Annotated in this window: 18 protein-coding genes; 13 read left to right on the top strand and 5 right to left on the bottom strand. The window is 64.5% G+C overall.

The features are described from left to right. Positions 1–31: 31 nt before the first annotated feature. The 6 genes from V1280_RS41515 to V1280_RS41540 all read left to right on the top strand — a co-directional run bounded on the left by V1280_RS41515 (position 32) and on the right by V1280_RS41540 (position 6,538). Positions 32–1,555 (top strand): FAD-dependent oxidoreductase, encoded by a 1,524-nt coding sequence (locus V1280_RS41515; protein WP_334536584.1) that lies wholly within the window; start codon positions 32–34, stop codon positions 1,553–1,555. A 108-nt stretch (positions 1,556–1,663) separates the two neighbouring features. Then, positions 1,664–2,239 (top strand): HdeD family acid-resistance protein, encoded by a 576-nt coding sequence (locus tag V1280_RS41520; RefSeq protein ID WP_334536586.1) that lies wholly within the window; start codon positions 1,664–1,666, stop codon positions 2,237–2,239. Positions 2,240–2,356: 117 nt separating this feature from the next. After that, complete coding sequence (locus V1280_RS41525) at positions 2,357–3,568, top strand: ABC transporter substrate-binding protein (RefSeq protein ID WP_334536588.1); 1,212 nt, start codon at positions 2,357–2,359, stop codon at positions 3,566–3,568. A gap of 193 nt (positions 3,569–3,761) precedes the next feature. Continuing rightward, complete coding sequence (locus V1280_RS41530) at positions 3,762–4,991, top strand: acyl-CoA dehydrogenase family protein (RefSeq protein WP_334536590.1); 1,230 nt, start codon at positions 3,762–3,764, stop codon at positions 4,989–4,991. A 45-nt stretch (positions 4,992–5,036) separates the two neighbouring features. Then, positions 5,037–5,708: a hypothetical protein gene (locus V1280_RS41535; RefSeq protein ID WP_334536592.1), complete on the top strand. Its 672-nt coding sequence runs from the start codon at positions 5,037–5,039 to the stop codon at positions 5,706–5,708. 212 nt (positions 5,709–5,920) lie between these two features. Beyond that, a complete protein-coding gene (locus V1280_RS41540) occupies positions 5,921–6,538 on the top strand; it encodes a septal ring lytic transglycosylase RlpA family protein (protein WP_334536594.1) in 618 nt (205 codons plus the stop codon). An 8-nt stretch (positions 6,539–6,546) separates the two neighbouring features. Here V1280_RS41540 and V1280_RS41545 read toward each other — a convergent pair whose 3' ends face one another. Beyond that, complete coding sequence (locus tag V1280_RS41545; protein ID WP_334536596.1) at positions 6,547–7,455, bottom strand: LysR family transcriptional regulator; 909 nt, start codon at positions 7,453–7,455, stop codon at positions 6,547–6,549. Positions 7,456–7,587: 132 nt separating this feature from the next. On the opposite strand from V1280_RS41545, the gene V1280_RS41550 reads away from it, so the two are divergent. The 3 genes from V1280_RS41550 (at position 7,588) to V1280_RS41560 (ending at position 9,914) form a co-directional block, all read left to right on the top strand. Beyond that, complete coding sequence (locus tag V1280_RS41550; RefSeq protein ID WP_334536598.1) at positions 7,588–8,817, top strand: MFS transporter; 1,230 nt, start codon at positions 7,588–7,590, stop codon at positions 8,815–8,817. A 22-nt stretch (positions 8,818–8,839) separates the two neighbouring features. Beyond that, the gene (locus V1280_RS41555; protein WP_334536599.1) at positions 8,840–9,259 is read left to right on the top strand and encodes a (R)-mandelonitrile lyase; all 420 of its coding nucleotides are present in this window, start codon (positions 8,840–8,842) and stop codon (positions 9,257–9,259) included. A gap of 136 nt (positions 9,260–9,395) precedes the next feature. Next, a complete protein-coding gene (locus V1280_RS41560; protein ID WP_334536601.1) occupies positions 9,396–9,914 on the top strand; it encodes an AAA family ATPase in 519 nt (172 codons plus the stop codon). Between the two features lie 262 nt (positions 9,915–10,176). Here the strand turns inward: V1280_RS41560 and V1280_RS41565 are convergent, their stop codons facing one another. The 4 genes from V1280_RS41565 to V1280_RS41580 form a co-directional block, all read right to left on the bottom strand. Continuing rightward, the gene (locus V1280_RS41565) at positions 10,177–11,667 is read right to left on the bottom strand and encodes a M81 family metallopeptidase (protein WP_334536603.1); all 1,491 of its coding nucleotides are present in this window, start codon (positions 11,665–11,667) and stop codon (positions 10,177–10,179) included. 79 nt (positions 11,668–11,746) lie between these two features. Next, entirely contained in the window at positions 11,747–12,202 is a 456-nt protein-coding gene (locus V1280_RS41570; protein ID WP_334538557.1) for an arsenate-mycothiol transferase ArsC, read from the bottom strand. A gap of 105 nt (positions 12,203–12,307) precedes the next feature. After that, complete coding sequence (locus V1280_RS41575; protein ID WP_334536605.1) at positions 12,308–12,445, bottom strand: hypothetical protein; 138 nt, start codon at positions 12,443–12,445, stop codon at positions 12,308–12,310. A 333-nt stretch (positions 12,446–12,778) separates the two neighbouring features. Continuing rightward, positions 12,779–14,509 (bottom strand): methyl-accepting chemotaxis protein, encoded by a 1,731-nt coding sequence (locus V1280_RS41580; RefSeq protein WP_334536607.1) that lies wholly within the window; start codon positions 14,507–14,509, stop codon positions 12,779–12,781. Between the two features lie 275 nt (positions 14,510–14,784). On the opposite strand from V1280_RS41580, the gene V1280_RS41585 reads away from it, so the two are divergent. From V1280_RS41585 to V1280_RS41600, 4 genes are all read left to right on the top strand, one after another. Then, positions 14,785–16,167 carry an ethanolamine ammonia-lyase subunit EutB gene (locus tag V1280_RS41585; protein ID WP_334536608.1) on the top strand — a complete coding sequence of 461 codons (1,383 nt, stop codon included), beginning with the start codon at positions 14,785–14,787 and terminating at the stop codon, positions 16,165–16,167. 171 nt (positions 16,168–16,338) lie between these two features. Further along, a complete protein-coding gene (locus V1280_RS41590; RefSeq protein ID WP_334536610.1) occupies positions 16,339–17,925 on the top strand; it encodes a B12-binding domain-containing radical SAM protein in 1,587 nt (528 codons plus the stop codon). After that, on the top strand, positions 17,922–18,704 hold the full coding sequence (eutC, locus tag V1280_RS41595) for an ethanolamine ammonia-lyase subunit EutC (protein WP_334536612.1): 783 nt from the start codon (positions 17,922–17,924) through the stop codon (positions 18,702–18,704). Before V1280_RS41590 ends, eutC begins: the two co-directional genes overlap by 4 nt. Positions 18,705–18,911: 207 nt before the next feature. Next, positions 18,912–21,278: an efflux RND transporter permease subunit gene (locus V1280_RS41600; RefSeq protein ID WP_334536613.1), complete on the top strand. Its 2,367-nt coding sequence runs from the start codon at positions 18,912–18,914 to the stop codon at positions 21,276–21,278. The last annotated feature ends 53 nt before the right edge of the window (positions 21,279–21,331 follow it).

Raw genomic sequence — 21,331 nt, forward strand, 5'->3', positions numbered from 1 at the left:
AGCTGCGCGTTATCCTGCCAGGGAGATGACCATGACCGAGGACAACAAGCCAAGCGGCCCCGACCTGACCACGGGCGTGTCGCTCGCCGAGTTCAAGGACGGCAAGCTGCTCGGTCATGTCGGCGAGGAGGACGTCCTGCTCGTGCAGGCCGGCAGCGAGATCTTTGCGATCGAGCCGTCCTGCAGCCACTACCACGGCCCGCTCGCCGAAGGGCTGGTGGTCGGCGACACCATCCGCTGTCCCTGGCATCACGCCTGCTTCTCGCTTCGCTCCGGCGAGGCGACGCGTCCGCCGGCGCTGAACGCTTTGGCGGTGTGGGACGTCACGCGCGATCGGGACAAGATCACCGTTGCGCGAAAACGCGAGGCACCAAAACCGTCGTCGGCTCATCGCAGCGCGCCGACACCCGAAAAATTCGTCATTGTCGGCGGCGGTGCGGCCGGCTTCGCCGCGGCCGAGACGCTTCGCCGCGAGGGCTTTGCCGGCGCCATCACCATGCTCAGCAGTGACGGCGCGATGCCGGTCGACCGGCCAAACCTCTCCAAGGATTATCTCGCCGGCAGCGCGCCGGAGGACTGGCTGCCGCTGCGGGGCGAGGACGATTATCAGGACGCCGGCATCGATCTCCGGCTCAACACCAACGTCTCCGCGATCGATCCGAAGACGCGCAGCGTGACGCTCGGCAATGGCGACAGGCTGTCGTTCGACCGCCTGCTGCTCGCGACCGGTGCTGAGCCCGTCAAGCTCCAGATCCCCGGCGCCGACCAGTCCCATGTCCACACCTTGCGCTCGGTCGCCGACAGCCGTGCCATCATCAAGGCCGCCGGCAGCGCCAGGCGCGTGCTGGTGATCGGCGCCAGTTTTATTGGCCTCGAGGTCGCGGCGTCGCTTCGGGCGCGCAAGCTCGAGGTGCACGTGGTCGCGCCGGAGGAGCGGCCGATGCAGAGGGTGCTCGGCCCCGAGATGGGCGATTTCATCCGCGCGCTGCACGAGGAGAACGGCGTCGATTTCCACTTGAAGGACACCGTGGAAAAGCTCGAGGGTCATCGCGCGACGCTGAAGAGCGGCGCCGTGATCGAGGCCGACCTCGTCGTGGTCGGCATCGGCGTCAGGCCGCGGCTCGCGCTCGCCGAGCAGGCAGGGCTTGCGGCCGATCGCGGCGTCCGCGTCAGCGAATATCTCGAAACCAGCGCATCCGGCATCTTCGCGGCGGGCGACATCGCGCGCTGGCCCGATCCGCATTCGGGTCAAAACATCCGCGTCGAGCACTGGGTCGTCGCCGAGCGGCAGGGCCAGACCGCGGCGCGCAACATGCTCGGCAAGCGCGAACGCTTCGACGCCGTGCCGTTTTTCTGGAGCCAGCATTACGACGTCCCGATCAACTATGTCGGCCACGCCGAGAGCTTTGACGACATCGCGATCGCCGGCAGCATCAGGGATAAGGACTGCCTGCTCAGATATCGCAAGGACGGCCGTGTGCTGGCGGTCGCCTCAATTTATCGCGATCTCGACAGTCTCAAGGCCGAGCTCGAGATGGAGCGGTCGCGCGCTTGATCTGCGTCAACGCTGGTGGCCGCCGGCCTGATCTGCTGGCTGTCGTCCCGGTGCTATCAGTGCTATCCTGAGATGTGCTTGGGGGCTTAACATGCAGGAGGTGCCGTCATGACAAGCGCTTCGGATACGTCTCCCAACCTCGGCCTGGGCTCAGGCATCGCCGCGCTGCACGCCAAATGGGGCTGGATCGTCGCCCTTGGCGTCGTCTATCTCGTCACTGGCTTCATCGCGCTCGGCAGCATGGTGATGGCCACGGTGGCGAGCGTGCTCGTGGTCGGCGCGATGATGGTCGTCGCAGGGTTCACCGAGGTGATCGGCGCCTTCCAGATGAAGAGCTGGGGCAAGTTCGTGCTCTGGGCCTTGCTCGGCGTGCTCTACATCATCGCGGGCTTCCTGACCTTCGAGAACCCGCTGTTTGCAGCAGCGCTGCTGACCCTGTTCCTCGGTGCCTCGCTGCTCGCCTCCGGCGCGGTGCGGCTGTTTCTCGCCTTCAGCATGAAGCGCGAAAGCCCGTGGGTCTGGGTGGCGCTGTCGGCCATCGTCACGCTGCTGCTCGGGCTCTTGATCCTGGCGCGCTGGCCGGTCAACAGCGTCTACATCCTCGGCCTGTTCCTCGGCATCGACCTGATCATGGCCGGCGCCGGCTGGATCAGCCTGGGCTTCGCCTTGAAGCGGCGCGGCTAGACCACCAGCAACTCGACGCAAGACCATCTTGCGGAACTCCGCTGATCTGACGTGCTGGCAAAAGGCAGCACGCCGCGTGGTCGCCTCGCGCGGACGATGAAGCTCCGGGGAGAAACCATGAAAGCCGCTTTGGTCCTGGCCGCAGCGCTGGCTGCCGCCTGTCTGTCCGCGCCTGCCTTCGCGCAGAAATCCTACGGTCCAGGGGTCACCGACACCGAGATCAAGATCGGCAACACCATGCCCTATAGCGGGCCGGCGTCGCCGCTCGGCATCACCGGGAGGGTGCTCGCCGCCTATTTTGAAGAGATCAACGAGAAGGGCGGCGTCAACGGCCGCAAGCTCAATCTGCTCTCGCTCGACGACGCCTTCTCGCCGCCGAAAACCATGGAAGCGGCACGCCGGCTGGTCGAGGGCGACGGCGTCGCCTTCATCTTCGCGACCATGGGCACGGCGCCGAGCTCGGCGATCGCAAAATATCTCAACAGCAACAAGGTGCCGCAGCTGTTTTTGATCAGCTCGGCCTCGAAGTGGAACGATCCCGCCAACATGCCGTGGTCGATGGCGCTGCCCTGGGCGCCGAACTACACCAGCGAGGCCGCGATCGACGTCGCCTACGCCCGCGCCAAGAACCCGAATGCCCGTTTCGCCGTGCTCTACCAGAACGACGACGCCGGCAAGGAATATCTTCGCGGCGTCAAGGAAGCGCTCGGCACTGACGCCGACAAGGCAATCGCGCTGGCCTCGAGCTTCGAGGTCACCGATCCCACCGTCGACTCCCAGGTGCTGACGCTCGCCAACACCAAGGCTGATGTCTTCATGATCTACTCGGTGACGCCGCGCGCCTGCGCGCAGGCAATCCGCAAGGCCTATGAGGTCGGCTGGCAGCCGACGCGCTTCCTCGCCTCCGGTTGTGCCAACAAGGCGACCGTGATGGCGCCGGCGGGCCTCGATGCCGGCAAGGGCGTGCTGTCGCTCGGCTCGCTCAAGCCGTTCACGGCCGAGCCGAAGGATGATCCGGCAATGTCGGCCTATATCGATTTCATGAAGCGGCGCCTGCCCAATGCCGATATCAACAACGTCGCCGCGCTCTACGGCTATACGGTCGCCGAGGCGCTGGTGGTGGTTCTGAAGCAGTGCAAGGACAATCTGACGCGCGACAACATCATGGCGCAGGCGTCGAACTTGAAGAGCGTGCCGCTGTCGCTGCTGCTGCCCGGCATCACCCTCAACACCACGCCGCAAGATTTTCGCCCGATCAAGGACGGCTATATGCTCCAGTTCGACGGCAACGACTGGATCGTGGCGAGCGAACTGCTGCGCGGGACGTGAGGGGGATGAGCGAGCGACGGAGACGGTGTACCCTCTCCCCTTGTGGGAGAGGGTGGCTTCGCGATAGCGAAGCCGGGTGAGGGGTTTCTCTCCGCGCGTGAACCTCTCGCTTCGGAGCTCGCTGAAGCAACCCCTCATCCGGCGCTTCGCGCCACCTTCTCCCGCAAGGGGAGAAGGGAAGAAGGAGACCCCTATGGATTTTCAACACTCCGCCCGTTCGCTGGAGCTGCAGGAGCGCGTCCGCCAGTTCATGCGGGCGCATGTCGAGCCGGTCGAGGAGCTCTATTACGAGCAGGTGAAACCGGAGGCCGCGCGCTACAAGACGCCGGTCGTCTTGCAAGATCTGAAGCGGCTGGCGCGGGAGCAGGGGCTCTGGAATTTGTTTCTGTCAGGCGAGCACGGTCCAGACCTTACTAATCCAAGCCTGACCAATCTCGAATATGCGCCTGTGAAGGAGATCATGGGCCGCATTCTCTGGGCGCCCGAAGTGTTCAACTGCTCGGCGCCCGATGTCGGCAACGTGGAGGTGCTGGCGAACTACGGCACCAAGGCGCAACAGGAGCGCTGGCTGAAGCCGCTGCTGGAAGGGCGTATCCGCTCGGGCTTCTCGATGACCGAGCCGCAGGTCGCCTCCAGCGATGCCACCAACATCCAGTGCGCGATCACGCGCGACGGCGACGACTACGTCATCAACGGCCGCAAGTGGTTCACTTCGGGCGCGATGAACGAGGATTGCGAGATCCTGATCGTGATGGGCAAGACCGCGCCTGACCATCCCGACCGTCATCGCCAGCAATCCATGATCCTGGTGCCGAAGAATACGCCCGGCGTCCGCATCGTCCGCGACATGCTGACCTACGGCTATGACGACGCGCCGGTCGGCCATCCCGAGATCTTCTACGAGAATGTCCGCGTGCCCGCCGAGAACATGCTGCTCGGCGAAGGCCGCGGCTTTGAGATCGCGCAAGGGCGGCTCGGCCCGGGCCGCATCCATCATTGCATGCGGCTGATCGGCTGCGCCCAGCGCGCGCTGGAATTGATGTGCCAGCGGTCGGTCTCGCGCGTGACCTTCGGCAAGCCGCTCGCCGAACAGGGCTCGGTGCGCGAGGACATCGCCCACTCCTTCTGCGAGATCGCGCAGGCGCGGCTCCTCACGCTGCAAGCCGCCGACAAGATGGACCGCGAAGGCAACAAGGCCGCGCGCGATCTGATCGCCGCGGCCAAGATCGTGGTCCCCAGCATGGCCGCCCGCGTCATCGACCGCGCCATCCAGATCCACGGCGCAGCCGGCGTCTCGCAGGACACCTTCCTCGCCCGCGCCTATGTCTATGCCCGCTTCATCCGCATCGGTGATGGCCCGGACCAGGTCCACCTTGCCGCCGTCGGCAAGGAGCTGATCAAGCGCGGCGGGGTGATAGGGTAGGCGCTACGGCATCTTCGACAGAGGCTCAAAATGGCATTTCGCGTCTTGATCATCGGCGGCACCGGACAGGTCGGCGATGCGGTGGTGCGTGCACTGGCGGCGGAGCCGTCGTGCACCGAAATCGTGATGGTCAATCGCAGATCGGCGTCTCTCAACGCTGGTTCCCGCGTGCGGCAGGTGGTCCTGGATACGGCATCTCCTCAGTTTCCGGCGGAAGTGACCAGGCTTGCGCAGGGCATGGTTGCGCAAGGTGATCCCGTCTACGGGGCGTCCTGTGTCGGCGTCGGCAAAGGCAGCACGAAGTGGAGCGAGGAGGAGCTGACAGCCCTCGAAATCGGCGTCGTCGGCGGCTTTGCGCGCGGTTGTCATGCCGGCGGCATCACGCGGTTTTCGCTGCTCTCGGCTGTGGGAAGCACCGCGAAAAGCAGAATCCGCTATGTGCGAATTATGGGCCTGAAGGAAGAGACAGTCCAAAATATTGGCTTCCAGCGCCTCGCGATGTTTCGCCCCGGAATCATCGCGGGCAATGTTCACACGCCGGGTTACGTCGCCTGGTTGGGGCGTCTTGTTCCCGGACGCTTCGGCACGATCGAGCAGGACGATATTGGGCGCGCCTTTGTCGCTGAATTCATCGACGGTGCGGCCCCGAACGGGATCGTCTATCTCGAAAACGACGCGATGAGGCAGAGGTCTCACGCCCTGACGAGTCGCGACTAAAGTCCCCCTGTTGCAAAACCACGACATGCAAATGTCCTGAAGTTCCGCGCCATTGCGGTTTTCATGGGCGTTACGCAATGGCTCCCACGCGCTGAGCGCGTAAGACTCCGGGGATCAAGACCCAATGACTCCAGAGGTCACGTTGCTGACTCATTCCCTGTCTTAGACGGCGACAACGAAAACACGACGCGGGAACCGCTCAGGTTCTCGCAATGGTTCCGCAGCTCAAGGGTTGGCGCGAATCCGCAAGAGACTGGCGCAAGTGCGAAAACGCTGACGCGTTCGCTTGGCCAAGTTCTGCGGCATCGGGAACCGCACGAAAAATCAAAGGAGATCTGATGGTGTTCCGCTCGAGCGCCGCAATTTGCGGCGCCCTGGTTACGCTTGCCGTGTCCGTTACCGTTGCCCGCAGTGAAACAAGCGGGGTTCATTCAAGCACCGTCGTCGATGCCGCCTGTGGAGATGCGATCGCTGGCGCAGCATCCACGTATAATCCGTTCAAGCCCGGCAAGGAGGAGGGCGGCCCGAGAACAGCCTCCGGCGAGCGTTATGATCCCGAGGTGTGGACAGCCGCGATCAAGACGAGCTTGCGTCGGAAATTTGGCGGGGTTCAGTTCGGAGCGAGACCGAAATTTGCGCTCGTCGAGGCCGTCGGCAAGAAGGTCATCGTCAAGATCAATGATGTCGGGCCGCTCAGGCCCGGTCGCATCATCGATCTCAATGAGCGGACGATGCGCCATTTCGATCCGAGCATGGAGCTTGGAGTGATTCCCGACGTCACGGTCAGGCCGCTGTCCGGCGACGATTGGACGCCTGGGCCGGTTGGATAGCAGCGGCGCTAGCCGCGTTTTCTCCGCGCGTCGTGATGCCGCAGCGCATCGACGATCACCTTGAACGCCGCCGAGTTCTGCCGCGAGGTCGGATAGTAGATGTAGTAGCCGTCGAACTTCGGCGACCAGTCGTCGAGCACGATGACAAGCTCGCCGGACCGGACGTGCGGCGTCACCATGTCTTCGGGAAGATAGGCGATGCCGAAGCCTTTGACGGCGGCTTCGATCATGGCGCGGGAGTCGTTGAAGGTCAGTTGCCCTTCGACGCGCACCCTGAGGTCAGGACCATTCCGGGCGAACTCCCATACGTAATGACCGCCGGCCGCCGCACGCCGCTTGATGCAGACGTGATCGAGAAGATCCTGCGGATGCTTCGGTTTGGGATGCTCTTTCAGATAGGCAGGCGAGGCGACAGCGACCAGCCGCCAATCCGGGCCGACGCGCACCGCGATCATGTCCTTCTCGACGCTCTCGCCGAGGCGGATGCCGGCATCGAAGCCGTCTTCGACGATGTTGCGGAAGGCCGTGTCGAGGCTGAACTCGACCTTGACGTCGGGGTACTTTTTCAGCACCGGCGCCAGCTTCGGCCAGACCACCTTGTCCAGCGCGTGGTCCGAGAGCGTGATCCGGATGGTGCCGGACGGCGTGTCGCGCAACGACATCAGCGCGGCGATATCGCGCTCGATTTCTTCGATGCGCGGTGCGACCGATTGCTGCAGCCGCTCGCCTGCCTCGGTCAGGCCGACGCTTCGCGTCGTGCGCGTCAGCAGCCGCAGTCCCATCTGCGATTCCAGCCGCTTGATGGTGTGGCTGAGCGTCGACTGCACGACGCCCAGCTTCGCCGCGGCCTTGGTAAAGCTGCGCTCGCGGGCGACGGCCACGAAGGCCAGCAGATCGTTGAAATCCTGAGCTGCCATGGCCCGCCACTATTCATGGCCCATATCGATTAATGCAAGCAAATTATATCGGCTAATCGAACGCCGCGCGCGGCTCTATGTGTTGCCATGAACAGCCCCGGGCTTGGGCGCTTTGCGACATACGGAACCCCCATGGACGTCACGACAGATCAGACAACGGCGCAGCCGACGGCCGCATGGAGCGCGGTTTTCGCGGTGTCTCTTTGCGCCTCGACGCTTGTCGCAACCGAGTGGATGCCCGTGAGCCTGCTCACGCCGATCGCGGACGGTCTCCAACTGACCGAAGGGCAGGCCGGGCAAGCCATTTCCATCTCCGGCCTGTTCGCCATCCTCACCAGTCTTTTCATCTCGGCTTCGACGCGCGGGATCGACCGGCGCAGCGTGCTGCTGTGGCTCACGGGCGTGACGCTGGTCTCCGGGGTCGTCGTGGCCTTCACGCCCAACTATTCGGTCTTCATGATCGGGCGCGCTCTGGTCGGCATGGCCGTCGGCGGCTTCTGGTCGATGTCTGCCGCTACGATGATCCGCATCGTGCCGGGCAAGGACGTGCCGCGCGCGCTTGCGGTTCTCAACGGCGGCAATGCTCTGGCCACCACGATTGCCGCGCCTCTCGGCAGCTTCCTCGGCCAGTATATCGGTTGGCGCGGCGCGTTCTTCTGCGTTGTTCCCGTCGCTGCGTTGACCTTTGTCTGGCAACTCCTCACGCTGCCCAGGATGCCGAGCCAGGAGCGTGCAAGCGCGGCAGCCGCCTTCAAGGTCCTGCGTCGCCCCGAGGTGCCGTATGGCATGCTCGCAGCAGCGCTGTTCTTCCTCGGGCAGTTCGCACTGTTCACCTATCTGCGGCCGTTCTTCGAAACGATCACGCGCGTCGATGTCACGACCATTTCGGCGTTGCTGCTCGTGATGGGCGTGGCCGGTCTCGTCGGCACGTCGCTGATCGGGATGATCGTACGGCAACGTCTTTACACGTTGCTCGTGGTCATGCCGTTCGCAATGGCCGCGATGGCAGTCGCCTTCACGGTGTTTGGCAGCTCGCTTGGCGCCACGACGGCGCTGATATTCCTGTGGGGTTTCGTCGGCACCGCGGCGCCCGTCGGCTGGTGGACCTGGCTCAGCAGCGCCCTGCCAGACGACGCGGAGGCGGGCGGTGGTCTGATGGTCGCTGTGGTTCAGCTCGCCATCACAGCGGGCGCTGCGGGCGGCGGCGTGCTGTTCGACGGCAGCGGCTATCGCGCCACGTTCCTGTTCAGCGCCGTCGTCCTCGCGCTCTCGTCGACCGTCATTCTGATCGGAGCGCTGCGTCGCAAGACCGAAGCAGACTCGCAATGCGCCGCGTGCGTGCCGGCGAGCGCCACTCCGTAACGCAACTCAAAGGAGACAACAGATGCAAATTCGGCAAGCAGGCTCCCAACCGTCAACCCGCGCCCCGGCGGAGTACTTCACCGGCACGGTCCGTATCGATCCCCTGTTTCCGGCCGCCGATCCGTCTCGCGTCGCCGGCAATCACGTCACCTTCGAGCCCGGCGCCCGTACGGCGTGGCACACCCATCCGTTCGGTCAAACCCTCATCGTGACGTCGGGCCGCGGCTGCGTGCAGCGTTGGGGCGGCCCCGTCGAAGACATCCGCCCGGGAGACGTGGTGTCGTTCGGGCCTGGTGAGAAACACTGGCACGGGGCGGTGCCAACGACGGCCATGAGCCACATCGCCATCCAGGAAGCGCTCAACGGCAACCCCGTCGATTGGATGGAAAAGGTCACCGACGAGCAATATGGCGCGTCCGCGATCAACGGAGAACAACAATAAAGGCGACCGTCCTCTGCGGCCCAAGGCCATGGTCAGCGCCGCGCGATCAAGACGGTGTTGATGGTGTGAGGGCGAATATTGCTTCCGGCTCTGCGACACCCATTGCAGGCCGCAGCATGCCGATGAATGATGAGGCATGACCAGCGGGCAACCCATTCTCATCGTCTTCGGCGGCCTTCCCGCCACCGGGAAGACTACGCTCTCGCGCGAACTGACGCGGCGGCTCGCGGCAAGCTATATCCGCGTCGACGCGATCGAACAGACGTTGCGTGCGGCAGGCCACGATGTCGGCCCGATGGGCTACGTCATCGCCAATGCACTGGCGGCCGAGAACCTCCGGCTCGGCCGGGTGGTTGTCGCGGACTGCGTCAATCCGGTCCCGGCAAGCCGTGACGGCTGGCGGCAAACGGCCATGCAAGCATCGGCGCGCATCGCCGAGATCGAAGTGATCTGCAGCGACGCGGCTCTGCACCGGCAGCGTGCCGAAGCGCGCAAATCCGACATCGCCGGCCTCGAACTGCCGAGCTGGCAGGACATCGTCGGCCGGCATTATGAACCGTGGGATCGCGACCATCTGGTGCTCGACACCGCCGATGATTCGATCGAGCACCTGCTCGAACGGGTGGAGATCTATCTTCGCGACGGGATCAGGTGATCTGGTTCCGACCCACAGCGACATCTTGTCGACTCAACCCCGTCATTATCCGTTCAAATTCCATTGCTAGTGTTCATATCGACGATTGGTTCGCCGGATGTACGCGGACTGCATCGCAAGCCTCGGCCTTCGTGCCGGGGCTTTTCGTCTGGCATCGCGGGATGAGCCGAAATACCAAACGAAGCGGGGCTCAGCGATTCATGCTGCGCGTTCCGTGGCGCTCACGGGACTCCGAAAACTGGCAAAGCCCGAGCGGCAAGGTTCAACCTGTCGGGATTTCGTCGAGCGGCCAGATGGGACGGCGGACTTTTCGGTAGGAAAGCTTGCTGTGATCGTTGGTGGCAAGGCCGCCGCTATCAGCCAGGATCACCTCCTTGGCCATCGGCCCGAAGGCAGCCCGGAAGTGGTGCGCAGACTTGACTGCGACGATCCGGAATTGAGCCGGTTCTGCGCCGAGAATTCGGAACATTTCCTGATCGTAGGTCTGCAGCGTGTTGGTCGAAATCGCGATGGAGATGCCGTTGACCTCGAGCAAGGCCGTAGGCCCGAGCGTCATGGGCTGACCGGCATTCATCGGCCCCTCGCATACGAAGGCGCCGTCCGACAGGCCGGTCACCCGCCCGGTCAGCGTAAGCGGAGGTCCGTAGCTGGTGGGATGGCGCTTGGCGCCGACAACGACATCGAGGCTGGTCCCAAGGCCAGCGGCATGGCAGCGAGCCGCTGCTTCGGGGTCGCCGAGGACGCCGAAGAGCACGCTTCGGATTTCAGCCTGCAGCAGCGCCTCCAGCAGGCGGACACCATCGCCGTAGGCGCCCGAACCCGGGTTGTCGCTGAAGTCGGCGATCACGAGGGGACGGGTATCCGCGACATCCTCTGCGGCTGCGGCGGCAAGCTTTGTTGCGGTCGGCAAATCGAGCGGCGTGACGGTGACTTCGGCGCGCCGGCGGACCATCTCGTCCTGGAGCGCGGCCGCGGCCTGCCGCGCGGCCGCTTCGGCGGCGTTGTGGGAGGCATCATAGGTGATCTGAACGCTGGGGCCGGCCTCGGCAATGTCCGCGCGGCTGAAGCCCGCGCAGACATCGACGGACAAAAGGCCAGGCGTTTGCGCCTGCATGTCCGCGGCGCGCGCCAGCAAGTCGCTCATCACCCCGCCTTGGGTCCGTCCGTGATTGCATCCGTCGAGCAGAGGTCCCTGCAGGCGGAATACCCTGGGGCGGATCGTGCCGTCCATCGCCGACTGCAGCAGTTCAGCGGCGCGGAACGCCGTCTCATACTGGTCGATGTGCGGGTAGGTGCGGTAGGGCAGCATGATGTTGGCCAGCCGGCCCATGCGTTCAGTGACGTTGGCATGCAAATCGAGCGTCACTGCAATCGGGATCGTGTCGCCCAGGCGCTTGCGCAATCCTTCGAGCAGCGCCCCCTCGGCGTCGTCGTCGGTCTCGGTCACCATCGCGCCGTGCAACGCGAGGATGACGGCATCGAACGGCCCGGTTTCGCAGGCATCAAAGACCAGGCGCTGCAATTCGGCCCAGCACTCGGCCGTCACCTTTCCGGATGGGGTGGCCGCGGCGGCGACCGGCTGCACCAGGGTCCAGCCGTAACGTTTGGCTGCGGCCAGATGCAGCGCCGCGGCGACCTCGGCATCAAGCAGAAACAGTCGCTTGCGATAGTCCTCGAGCGTCGTCGGAACGATCGAAAAGGTGTTGGTCTCGTGGGCGACTTGCGCCGAGAGAACGCGCCGCGTCTGACTCATGAGATTCCTTTTTGGTCCTGCTTTATACAATCTGACGAAAGTTCAGCCGCGCCGACACGCGCTGATCTCCTGCTTGCCGCTATCGCTCGCGACCCTGCAGGCTCCCGATCAGCCGCCCAACCAGCTCATCGATCTTGCCCAGCGCCGTCGGCGGATCGAGGAATTCGATATCGTCCACGTTCCAATATTCGACGCGATGGGCCTCACCGGCAAAGCGGCGCTCGATCATGGGGCGATGCTCGGCATCCTTCAGCGCGACCACAAGGGCTGCTTGCGCAAAGTCGTGGAGAGTGCAGAGCACCGGATCGCGCGCAGCGCCTTCAGGCACAATGCCTTTGGCTTGCAAGGCATTCACCGTGTAGGGCGACATCGGCCCCACGTTTTCCGGAAAGTGAAGATCTTCGGCGACGCCGCGCGAGAAGGCCTGCCAACCCAGCCCTTCGAGCCCGGCCTGATGGTTGAAAATTTCCTCGGCGTAGCGGCTTCGATAGTAGTTGCCCGTGCAGAGAAACAGCACGCGATTGGTCTTGTTCATCAAGTCGTATTTCCATCAACGATCTGCCACATGCCATAGGCATGTCATGTGGTCCCGCAATTCGAAGAAGCTAACACGACTTCGTGCCGAAAGACACGTGGCTTCTTAACAGCGCAGCCGCGTAACGACCTGTGGCAGTGACGCCAGCAGCAGCACGACGCAGCCGCAAAACAGCACAATGTCCTTGAACAGGAACTCACCTGCCAGATTCCAGGCCATCGGGTCGGTTGAGTACGGCCGCACTCCCGGGCCCGTTACGTGCGGAGGGGGCGTTTCAGTTCACGATTGTGTGCGGCGCGGCTGGGCTCGGATGACAAAGTAGTCGTTGGATACGTCCGCTGTACGCGTGTCCTGATCGTCCCTGGGTGCCCCTGAGGTTCGGTTCGGAGCCATCGCCATGATGACATCATGCCGGTGTTTTGCCCGACGTGTCAAATAAAATTCGTAAAATCCGTAGTCATGTGGCGACGGCGGTCAAGCCATTGATAAAGCTGTCACCGGCTACTGTGCATGGGGTTGTTTTCGCATTTTTGGGTCAAGCGGGCCTGCCCTGCGGACGGCGGCAGACGCGCGCGATCACCCCGCCTTGGCGGTGCGGCTGTCCGAGCGCAAATTCTGGAAGAACTTTTCGACCTCGCGCGACAGCGTGTCCGCCGTCGCGGTCAGGCTGCTCGCCGCCGTCAGCACGGAGGTCGCCGCCGTGTCGGTCTCGCCGATGGCGTCGCGCAGCGAGGTGATGTTGGCGACCAGCGTCTCGTTGCCCTGCGCGGCCGATTGCGCGTTGGACGAGATCTCACGCGTCGCCTGGTCCTGCTGGCCGACGGCGCCGGCAATCGCGGAGGTGACATCGTTGATCTCGCGCACCGCGCCGCCGATCTCGCGCACGGCATCGACCGCGTTGCGGGTGGAGGACTGGATCATCGCGACGTTCGCGCTGATGTCGGCGGTCGCCTTCGCGGTCTGTCCCGCCAGTGCCTTGACCTCGTGCGCGACGACGGCAAAGCCGCGGCCGGCGTCACCGGCACGCGCGGCTTCGATGGTGGCGTTGAGCGCGAGCAGGTTGGTCTGCTCGGCGATCGTCTGAATGAGGGTCAGCACGCCGTCGATGCGCTGCGTGGCCGCGGCAAGGCTCTCGATCTCGGCGATCGATTTTTCAGTGCGCTGGCCGGTCTGCTCGACCGCGCCCGCGGAAGCCCGCACCTGGCGGCCGATCTCTTCCACCGAGGCCGACAGCTCCTCGGCGGCACTGGCTACGGCAGTGACGTTGTGCGAGGCCTGCTCGGTGGCGTTGGCCGCCGTGCCGGCGCGGCTGTTCGCATCCGCAGTGACGCGGGTGATGGTCTGCGCGGTCTCGCGCATGACCGAGGCGTTGTCGCTGAGGCCGCGCATGATCGCGCCGATCGCCTCGCGGAACGCCTCGACGGACTGCTCGATGTGGTGTGCGCGCTGTTCGCGTGCCGCGGAATCCTGCGAGACCTGCGAGGCGAGGTTGCGGTTGCGCCCCATCGCGTCCTGGAACACCTCGATGGCGCGGGCCAGCGCGCCGATCTCGTCGGCACGGCCGGCGTGCGGCACCACGACATTCTCGGCGCCGTCGGCGACCTGCTTGATGGTCGCGGTGATCGCGGCGAGCGGCCGCGCGATCGAGCGGGCGATGATGATGATGCCGATCACGACCAGCGCCAGCGCGACGCCGCCGAGGCAGGTCAGCACGAAGGACAGCGTGCGGTTGGTCTCGGTCTCCTGCGCGATCTGCCTGGCACGCCCGGCATAGACCTTGGAGAGCGCCTCGAGATCCTTGTTCAGCGCCGAGCGCACGGCGCGGTTGGCGTCGTTGTCACCCCATTCGCGGCCCGCGGCCGCATTGATCTCGACGCCGCGGCGCACCAGCTCCTTGCGGAAGTCGACGAACTGCTCGATGCGCTTCTTGAAGGTGGCGAACTGCTCGGCATCGTCAGACCTGACGATGGTCTCCCAGCCTTTCACGACATTGAGGGTTTGCTCGTTGAACTTGAGCAGGCCCTCGCCGTATTTCTTCACGACGGCCGGCTCGGTCGACATGTAGACGCCGCGCGACTCCATCACGACCGCATAGACCAGCGAGTTGACGCGCTCGACGTTCAGCGCGGCCGCATTCGCGGTCTCGATCGCACTGGTCAGCTCGGCGCTGCGGCGGCTGTTGTAGTCGGACAGCATCGCGATCCCAGCGGTGAGCAGGGCGAACAGCGCGAAGATCGCATAGAGCTTGGTGGCCAGCGTGAAACGGCCCGCCAGGCCGGCGGCATTCCCAGATCGGTCGGTTTGCATGGTGTTCGGGGCCCGAATGGCCAGGAGCGGCCGGACAGCGCGGTCTTCTCAAATTGATGCAAAACTATGCAGAATGAAGATGGACGCAGCGTTAACGCGCAAGTCAGGGATGTGCGCCAAAGGTCGCAGGAAAGGCGAGCCATCTCAGGGATTTGGGGCAGTTCTATCGGTTCCCGGCAAGGGCGCCCCCGGGGATCGCCCGGAATGCCCCAAACATCGGCGTGCACCCGCGCCGCCAAGCGCGTATTCACTGGCCGACGAACCCGGAGGGGCCTTTGGTCTACCGCCACGCCATCGACGCCACGACCTACACCTTCCCGGACATGCGCGACCTCCTCGCCAAGGCGACGCCGCCGCGCTCCGGCGACCGGCTGGCCGGCATTGCCGCAGGCAGCGCCGAGCAGATGATTGCCGCGCGGATGGCGCTGGCGGACGTCCCCTTAAGTCAATTCCTGAACGAGGCCGTCATCCCCTATGAGGCCGACGAGGTCACCCGCCTCGTCATCGACAGCCATGACGCCAGGGCGTTCGCCCCCGTGGCCTCGCTGACGGTCGGGGCCTTCCGCGACTGGCTGCTGTCGGACGCCGCCACGGCGGAGGCCTTGCGCAAGCTCGCGCCCGGCCTCACGCCGGAGATGGCGGCCGCGGTGTCCAAGCTGATGCGCAACCAGGACCTGATCCTGGCGGCGCGGAAATGCGAGGTCGTCACCGCTTTCCGCAACACCATCGGCCTGAAGGGCCGGATGAGCACGCGGCTGCAGCCCAACCATCCCCTCGACGATGCCAGGGGCATCACCGCCTCGATCCTTGACGGCCTGCTGCTGGGGGCCGGCGATGCCTGCATCGGCATCAACCCGGCCAGCGACGATCCGGCCGTGATCGCGCAATTGCTGCGGCTCCTGGACGAGGTCATCGCGCGGCTGAAAATCCCGACCCAGGGCTGCGTGCTGACCCATGTCACCACGACGCTGGCGCTGATCGGGCAGGGCGTGCCGGTCGACCTCGTCTTCCAGTCGGTCGCCGGCACCGAGGCCGCCAATCGCAGCTTTGGCATCGACCTCGCTTTGCTGAAGGAGGCGCAGGAGGCCGGGCTGTCGCAGAAGCGTGGCACGGTCGGCGAGAACGTGATGTATTTCGAGACCGGGCAGGGCTCGGCGCTGTCGGCCAATGCCCATCACGGCGTCGACCAGCAGACCTGCGAGGCGCGTGCCTATGCGGTGGCCCGTGCCTATGCGCCGTTGCTGGTCAACAGCGTGGTCGGCTTCATCGGTCCGGAATATCTCTATGACGGCAAGGAGATCATCCGGGCGGGGCTGGAGGATCACTTCTGCGGCAAGCTGCTCGGCCTGCCGCTCGGGATCGACATCTGCTACACCAACCATGCCGAGGCGGACCAGGACGACATGGACAATCTGCTGACGCTGCTGGCGGCTGCCGGCGTCACCTTCATCATGGGGGTGCCCGGCGCCGACGACGTCATGCTGAACTACCAGTCCACCTCCTTCCACGATGCGCTCTATGTCCGCGACGTCTTCGGCGCGGCCCGCGCGCCGGAGTTCGACGATTGGCTGGCCCAGACCGGAATTACGGGGGCCGACTTCCGACTTGCCGGTGACGCGGGCCTATTGCCCGATTTCGCCTCACGGCTGATCGCTTGATGGGAAACTGGCGCGAAAAACCCCATCTGCCGGCTTGAACCGGGGAAACCATTGGTGCGTCTCACGAATTAGTTCGGTGCCACAATATTGAGGAAATCCGGTTGCAGCGTTACGCTATGTGTCTGGAGACCTCGTCAGTACCGTTCGTAGAACGTGGTTGGGGGAAGTTCGATGCGCGCTGAAAGCAACGGAACGAGCCGGCATATTCTCTGTGTCTTCCCGCGTTACACGTCGTCCTTCGGCACCTTCGAGCATTCCTATCCGCTGACCGACGGCGTCCGCGCCTTCATGCCGCCGCAGGGCCTGCTGTTGCTCGCGGCCTATCTGCCGAAGGAGTGGCAGGTCAAATTCGTCGATGAGAATCTTCGCCGTGCGACGAAGGAAGAGTTCGAATGGGCGGAGGCCGTCTTCGTCAGCGGCATGCACATCCAGCGCCAGCAGATGAACGACATCTGCCGCCGCGCCCATGAGTTCGACCTGCCGGTGGCGCTCGGCGGTCCGTCGGTCAGCGCCTGCCCGGACTATTACCCCTCGTTCGACTATCTCCATGTCGGCGAGCTCGGCGACGCCACCAATCAGCTGCTCGAAATCCTGTCGCGCGATACGTCGCGCCCCGAGCAGCAGGTGGTGCTGACGACCAAGGACCGCGTGCCGATGACGGAGTTTCCGATCCCGGCCTACGAGCTCGCCGATGTGAAGCGCTATTTCCTCGGCAGCATCCAGTATTCCAGCGGCTGTCCGTATGAGTGCGAGTTCTGCGACATCCCCGGCCTCTACGGCCGCAACCCGCGCCTCAAATCGCCTGAGCAGATCATCGCCGAGCTCGACCGCCTGCGCGAATGCGGCATGACCGACACGGTCTATTTCGTCGACGACAATTTCATCGGCAACCGCAAAGCGGCGATGGACCTGTTGCCGCATCTGATCGAGTGGCAGAAGAAGACCGGTTACGTCGTGCGGCTCGCCTGCGAGGCGACGCTCAACATCGCCAAGCGTCCCGAGATTCTCAAGAAGATGCGCGAGGCCTATTTCATTACGATCTTCTGCGGCATCGAGACGCCGGACCCGGACGCGCTGAAGGCGATGCACAAGGACCACAACATGATGGTCCCGATCCTCGAGGGCGTGCGCACCATCAATTCCTACGGCATGGAGGTGGTGTCCGGCATCATCATGGGGCTCGACACCGATAAGCCGAACACAGCGGAAGCGCTGCTTGCCTTCGTCGAGGAGTCCAAGATTCCGCTGCTCACGATCAACCTGCTTCAGGCGCTGCCGAAGACGCCGCTTTGGGATCGGTTGGAGAAGGAAGGGCGCCTGGTCGATGACGACGGCCGCGATTCCAACGTCAATTTCCTGCTGCCCTATGACGAGGTCGTCGCATCCTGGAAGCACGCCATGAGCGTCGCCTACGAGCCCGAGAAGGTCTATGCGCGCTTCCAGTATCAATGCGACGAGGTTTATCCCCATCGCCTCAAGATGCCGGTGCCGGATGAGATGAAGACCTGGGCCAACATCCGGCGCGGCCTCGTCATGATGCGCAACATCTTCTGGAAGGTCGGCGTGCTCGGCGACTACAGGCGCGTGTTCTGGAAATTCGCGCTCGGGCGGATCCGCCGCGGTGACATGGAAGGCCTGATCGGCTGCACCCTGATCGCGCATCATCTCATCACCTTTGCGCGGGCAGCCACCAGCGGCAGGCAGAACGCGTCGAACTATTCGATCCGGCTGCGCGAAGCGTCCGTTCCCGCCGAATGAGCGACAAGCCCGTTCCGGCGCGCCCGACCGTCGACCTGAGATCGTTCACGCCCGCGCGCGTCGCGCTCGGGCGCAGCGGCGCGAGCCTGCCGACCAAACCGCTGCTTGATTTCACGCTGGCGCATGCCCGCGCCCGCGATGCCGTGCACGCCGCCTTCGACGCGCCGGCTCTGGTTGCCGGGGTGGGGGCGCTCGGCCTTGGTGCGACCGAGGTCAGGAGCTTGGCCGCCGATCGCAGGGACTATCTGCGCCGGCCGGATCTCGGACGGCAGCTCGACGCCGGCTCCGCCGCGGCACTGGCGGATCGCGCCACCGCGCCGTGTCAGCTTGCGATCGTTATCGGTGACGGATTGTCGGCGGCGGCGGTTCATGCCCATGCCGTCGCGCTGCTGCAAAGCCTGCTGCCGCTGCTCGGCGAGGGCGACCCTGTCACGATCGGCCATGTCGTCGTCGCCTCAGGCGCGCGGGTTGCGCTCGGCGACGAGATCGGTGCCATTCTCGGCGCCCGCATGGTTTTGATGCTGATCGGCGAACGGCCGGGCCTGTCCGCGCCCGACAGCCTCGGGGCCTATCTGACCTTCGCGCCGAAACCGGGTATGACCGACGCCGAGCGTAACTGTGTCTCGAACATCCACCACGCGGGGTTGAGCCATGACGAGGCGGCCTTCAAGATCGCCTGGCTCATCCGCGAGGGACTGGCGCGGGAAGTCACGGGCGTGGCGCTCAAGGACGAGAGCGGCGATCCCCCGGCTCGAATCGGGACGATCTCGCCGCAATGACCGATATCAGGGGCCGAAATCGCCGCATGTTGATCCAATTTGTGCGCTTGCGCGCGCTTGCGAGAGGGCGTTTGGACCTGCTAAACCCGTCGCGGCGATTTCCCGCGCTTTTTCAAAGGGCAAGCCTCCCATTTGTATGGCGTTTTCAAGCCGTTATGCGGGGCACATAAGCTCGCTGACCGAACCGATTTAGGAACTGGACAAGGCATGCTCGAAAAGCACCGCGAGAATGAGGTTCATGTCGACAAGGTCGAGCAGGGGCCTACGTCCTCCATCGCCTTCGGCCTGGAGCGTATCGGGCTGATCGCAGTCCGCGCGCCGATCGTCTCTTGCATCATCCTGCTCGCGCTGATCGTCGGCGCAGTGTTCGGCATCTATCGGATCAAGATCGACGATTCGCTGTCCCAGCTGTTTCGCTCCAACACACCGGAATTCCGCCAGTATGAGGCGGTGACAAAGAAGTTCCCGGCCGAGGAGTTCGACGTTCTCGTCGTGGTCGAGGGCAAGACCCTACTGGCGCGGAACAACCTCGAGAAGCTGCGCGACTTCATCACTGACATGCAGCTGGTCGAAGGCACCCGCGGCCTGGTCTCGCTGTTCTCCGCGCGCCAGGCGCCGGCGCCGGGCAAGCTGCCGGCCGCGCTGTTCCCGGCCGAGCTGCCCGAGGGCGCGGCCTATGACCAGTTCATCGAGACCGTCAAAAACAACGAGATCATCCGCGGCAAGCTGCTGTCGGAGGACGGCACGCTCGCGCTGATCGTGCTGTCGCTCGATCCGGAAGTGGTCGCCTCCAACAAGCTCACCAAGACCGTCGGCGACATCCGCGCGCTGATGAAGGAGGATCTCGGCGACACCGGGCTGAGTGTGCAGCTCTCCGGCGTGCCGGTGATGCAGCTCGAGATCCGCAACGCGGTCGAGCGCGACGGCCTCACCTACAACATCCTCGGCATTCTCGCCGGCTGCGTCATCGCCATCATCTTCTTCCGCAAGATCTCGTTCATGGTGGTGGCGGCGTTCCCGCCGATGATCGCGATCCTGATCGCACTCGGCGCGCTCGGCTGGGCCAATTTCAACCTGAACATGTTCCTGAACGTGATGACGCCGCTCATCATGGTGATCTCGTTCTCCGACTCGATGCAGCTCACCTTCGCCGCACGCGACCGGCTGATCGCGGGCCAGGACAAGTTCACGGCGTTCAAGAACGCAGTGCTTGTAGTCGGCCCGGCCTGCGTGCTGACGCACGGCACCGCCGGCATTTCCTTCATCGCGCTCCAGTTCTCCGACTCCGACCTGATCCGCAAATTCGGCGAGGCGGGTCTCGCCGCGACCATCATCGCGCTGGTCACGGTGCTGTCGCTGGTGCCGGTGTTCGGCGTGTTGTTCGTGCGCAACGAGAAGCTCTTTGCGGTCAAGTTCCAGAGCGCGGATGCCGGCGTGCAGGCGCTGCGCAATTTCTGCTACTGGATCGCGGTGCGCATGGTCGGCCGGCCCGGCCTGTTCAGCCTGATCGCACTGGTGTTCGTCGCCAGCCTCGGCGTCGTCTACGCCAATCTTCAGCCTCGCTATCGGCTCGCCGATCAGGTCCCGGACAAGCGCCAGGCGGTGGCCGCCAGCAATAGGCTCGACGCCAAGCTGACCGGTGCCAATCCGGTCAATGTGCTGATCCAGTTCCCCAAGGGTGAAACGCTCTACTCGCCGGAGACGCTGCAAACCATCGCGGACGTACATGCGACCGTGGAGAAGGCCGCCGGCGTCGGCAATGTCTGGTCGCTGGAGACGCTGCGCCGCTGGCTGGCCGAAAAGGCCGGCAGCGACGACGTCGCGACTCTGAAGGAATATGTCAACGTCATCCCCGAGCATCTGGTGCGACGCTTCATCGATGCCGAGCAGGATGCCGTGGTCGTGGCCGGCCGCGTGCCGGACAAGGACTCCAGCCAGCTCTTGCCGATCGTCGACAAGCTCGACTCCGAGCTCGACGCTGTCCGCAAGAAGCACCCCGGCTATGAAGTCGCCGTCACCGGTCTCGCCGCCATCGCCGCGCGCAATTCGGCCGGCATGATCGAGAAGCTGAACCGCGGCCTCACCGTCGAATTCGCGCTGGTCGCGATCTTCATCGGCCTTGCCTTCCGTTCCTGGGTGGTGATGTTTGCCTGCATCCTGCCGGGCATTTTCCCGGTGGTGATGTCGGGAACGGTGCTGTGGGCGATGGGCGAGGGGCTGCAATTCGCCAGCGTCGTGGCGCTGACCGTCTCGTTCGGCCTGGGCTTGAGCGCCACCATCCACTTCCTCAATCGCCTGCGATTGGAGAGTAAGCCCGGTGTCGGCTCGGCGCTGGCGGTGGAACGTGCGACCGTGCTGGTCGGCCCGGCGCTGATCCTGACCACGCTGGTGCTGGCCTGCGGCCTCGTCGTCACCGTGTTCTCGGACCTGCCGTCGCTGCGGCTGTTCGGCTGGCTCAGCGCCTTCTCGATGGTGTCCGCGCTGGTCGCCGACCTCTTCATCCTGCGGCCGACGGCGATGTGGCTGATCAACCTGCACGCCAAGCTGCACGGGCCGGACAAGCCCGCGATCTGAACGGGGTCATCACGCGGCCACCGAATCGCAGCACTCTGGCTGCTATTCGGAGG

The sequence above is a fragment of the Bradyrhizobium sp. AZCC 2230 genome, assembly GCF_036924495.1.
Lineage (GTDB): Bacteria > Pseudomonadota > Alphaproteobacteria > Rhizobiales > Xanthobacteraceae > Bradyrhizobium > Bradyrhizobium rifense.